This is a genomic window from Mycobacterium sp. UM_11 (genome assembly GCF_001414075.1).
GTDB lineage: Bacteria > Actinomycetota > Actinomycetes > Mycobacteriales > Mycobacteriaceae > Mycobacterium.
Map to the genome: position 1 here is coordinate 1 of NZ_LATC01000197.1, position 2,993 is coordinate 2,993.

At 69.2% G+C, this 2,993-nt stretch carries 3 protein-coding genes and 1 pseudogene; all 4 read right to left on the reverse strand.

All coding sequences use genetic code 11. The annotated features are described in order from the left end of the window. Positions 1 to 94: 94 nt before the first annotated feature. Complete coding sequence (locus WU80_RS24450; protein WP_055405659.1) at positions 95 to 595, reverse strand: MarR family transcriptional regulator; 501 nt, start codon at positions 593 to 595, stop codon at positions 95 to 97. 6 nt (positions 596 to 601) lie between these two features. Further along, positions 602 to 1,657, reverse strand: coding sequence for a histidinol-phosphate transaminase (locus tag WU80_RS24455; RefSeq protein WP_055405658.1), 1,056 nt, complete (start codon positions 1,655 to 1,657; stop codon positions 602 to 604). Then, positions 1,657 to 2,667 (reverse strand): 3-oxoacyl-ACP synthase III family protein, encoded by a 1,011-nt coding sequence (locus tag WU80_RS24460; RefSeq protein ID WP_055405657.1) that lies wholly within the window; start codon positions 2,665 to 2,667, stop codon positions 1,657 to 1,659. Before WU80_RS24460 ends, WU80_RS24455 begins: the two co-directional genes overlap by 1 nt. 7 nt (positions 2,668 to 2,674) lie before the next feature. Further along, a pseudogene (locus WU80_RS24465) lies at positions 2,675 to 2,962 on the reverse strand (SRPBCC family protein); the annotation flags it as partial. Positions 2,963 to 2,993: the final 31 nt, after the last annotated feature.

The following is a 2,993-nucleotide window of genomic DNA, read 5'->3' on the forward strand; positions in this document are numbered from 1 at the left end:
GATGTGTATAAGAGACAGGCGTGAACTCAGGGCGGAAAATCGCACGAAAAGCCGCCGTCAGTTCACGTTCGGCGGAGAGACCAGAGCGTGCCCCTCAGAAGTCGCCCGCGTCGCGGCGCAGCGTCTCGATCGATGAAACCAGCGCCCGCGCTTCGCTTTCCGACATCCCGATGTCGGCGAACACCTGCTCGTTGAGCGTCACCGTGGCGTCCTCGACCGTCGAGCGACCCAGGTCGGTGATCTGCACCAGCGTGGTGCGCCCGTCGGTGGGGTGCGGCACCCGCTTCACCAGCCCGTCGGCCTCCAGCCGGCGGATCGCGTGGGTCACGCTGGTGACGTGCACCTGCAAGCGGTCGGAGGCCTTGGTGATCGGCAGCGCGCCGGTCCGGCTGAACGCCAGCAGCCGCAGCAGCTCATAGCGGGAGAAGCTCAAGTCGTAGGGGCGCAACGCCGTCTCGACGCGGGCCAGCAGGATCTGGTGCGCGCGCATCACCGACGTCACCGCGACCATGCCCTGCGCCACGTCGGCCCAACCGGAGCGTTCCCAGTTGGCGCGTGCCGCGTCGATCGGGTCACGCTTGTTGGAGGCAGCCACGCCCCTTCATACCGCACTCGGCGCGCGAGCGTGGCCTTTCCCCAGCGCGGACAGCACCGCCATGGTCGACGCCCTGTTGCCCACGGTGATCCGCGCGCCGCCGTCCGGGTAGCACCGCACCCGTGGGCCGCCGCCGGCGAAAACCTCATGCCACGGCCCACCCCTCGGGGGCAGGTACATGAAGTTTGCGTGCGCGTCGGTGGTGTAGATCCCCAGCGCACTCATGCGCATGCGCAGGTAGCAGCGTTCGGCGTTGATCAGCCGGACCCGCTGCAGCAGTTGGTCTTCCGCCGCGTACGACGCGGCGACCGCGACCAGGCTGGTGATCGCGGCGCCGAACGGCAGCTGATCTGACCACAGCGCCCGGGCCAGCTCCGGCGACGCCACCCCGTAACCGATCCGCAGCCCCGCCAGGCCGTAGGCCTTGGAGAAGGTCCGCACCACCACCACATTCGGGAACCGAGTGATCAACGCCGACACGGCGATGCGGTGCTCGGGCGCGGTGAACTCGATGTACGCCTCGTCGAGCAGCACGACGGCGTCGCGGGGCACGCGGCGCAAGAACGCCGCGACGGCGTCGGCGGACTCCAGCGTGCCGGTGGGGTTGTGCGGGCGGCACAGCACCACCACCCGGGCATCGGCGGCGGCGCGGGCCAGCCCGTCGAGGTCGTTGTGGCCGTGCTCGTCCAGGGGCACCGTCCGCGTCGTCAGCCGCGCCATCCGCGCCAGGATCGGGTATCCGTCGAACGTCGGTGTCGACATCACCATCGTGTCGCCCGCAACGGTCAGTGACTGCAGGGCCTGCAACGCGACGCCCGTCGCGCCCGCGCCCGGCACCACCGCGTCTGCGGGCACCCCGATGTGGTCGGCGATCAGCGCGCGCAGCCGCTCGGGCAGGAACTCCGGATAGCGGTGCGCCGTCTGCACGGAACGCATCAGCGCCGAGCGGACCTCGGGCAGCGGGGGGAACGGATTCTCGTTGAGCGACAAGGCGAACGGATCCATCGCCTCCGGGAGCGCGTCGCGGAGGTCACCGTCCCACGGGACCGGTGCGGGCTGCATCAGCCTCGCCCGCCCCAGCGCACCGCCGCCGCACCGGCGAAATCGCCGGCGTGCGCGAAGGCGGCCATCATCACGACGTCGCCGGCCCGGACCTGACCGTCGGTGATCGCGCGGTCGAAGTTGATCGGGATCCCCGCGCCGAACAGGTTGCCACACTCGTCGAACGTGTCGCGGTGTCTCGACTCGGGCAGCTCGAGCGCCTCGCGCCAGTTGCGCAGGAACACCCGGTTCGGCTGGTTGGTGACCAGCAAATCGATGTCCTTGGCGGGCAGGCCGATTCGGTCGCAGACCGCCAGCGCCACCTCGGGAACCTGCCGGTTGCCGCGGGCCAACACCTTGGTGATCTTGCTTTCGGTGAAGCCGATGCTGCCCTCGCCGGACCCGGCCTGCCACCACTTGCGGGGCGGGTCGTACGACAGCGTCATCTCACCGGCGTACTCGCCGTAGGTGCGGCACTCGACGTCGAGGATCGGCGACTGATCGCCGAGGGTGACCAGCCCCACCGCCGCGCCGTCCCCGGGCACCGCGGACTGCGCCTTGCGCCGGATGGTCGGCTGGTCGAAGAACTGGCCCGCCGCGTTCTGCGCGATGGCGATCAGCGCGGTGTGTCCGCTGCCGGACTCCAGCAGCTTGCGAGCCACGTTGAGCGCCAACACGAATGCCGCGCAGCCGCCGTTGTTGAGGTCCAGCACCCAGGACGGCCGCATGCCCAGCCGGTGTGCGATGCCGCCGCCCTGGCCATAGAAGGCCATGTCCGGCACCTGGGTGTGGGTGATCAGCACGTCGGCACCCTCGACCACGTCGTGGCCGTGCCGCTCGATCAGGCCCTGCGCCGCGCGTTCGATCATGTCGATGGAGCTCTCGTCGGGCGCGACGTGGTGCCGAAACTTCGGGGCGCGGAACATGACGTTGTCGCGCAGGTCGTCGGATTCGGCGAACTGCGCGTAGTACTCGGCGCCGATCGGTTCGCCGGGCAGATACGTGGAAACGTCGATCAGGCTGACGCTCATGGTTTTCTCACCCCATCCATTTCGGCGTCACCGGCAGGCCGTTGCGGTGCCGGTATTCGGCGATCGCCTTCAGGTTCTGCAGCTCCAGCGCATGCCCGGCGCCGAACATGTCCCAGAAGTCGCCGACCCACACCGGGCGTTGCGCCGGCGCGGTCTCCGGATAGGGGTTGTGGTCGTAGAACGGGTGATGGCAATTGGTCCACAGCACAACCGATCCCGGCTTGTCCAGCACGACCTGCGCGTCGACGACGCGCATCAGGTAGATCATCCACAGGTGCTTGCCCTGGTCCCACGCGCCTGTCTCTTATACACATCTGACGCTGCCG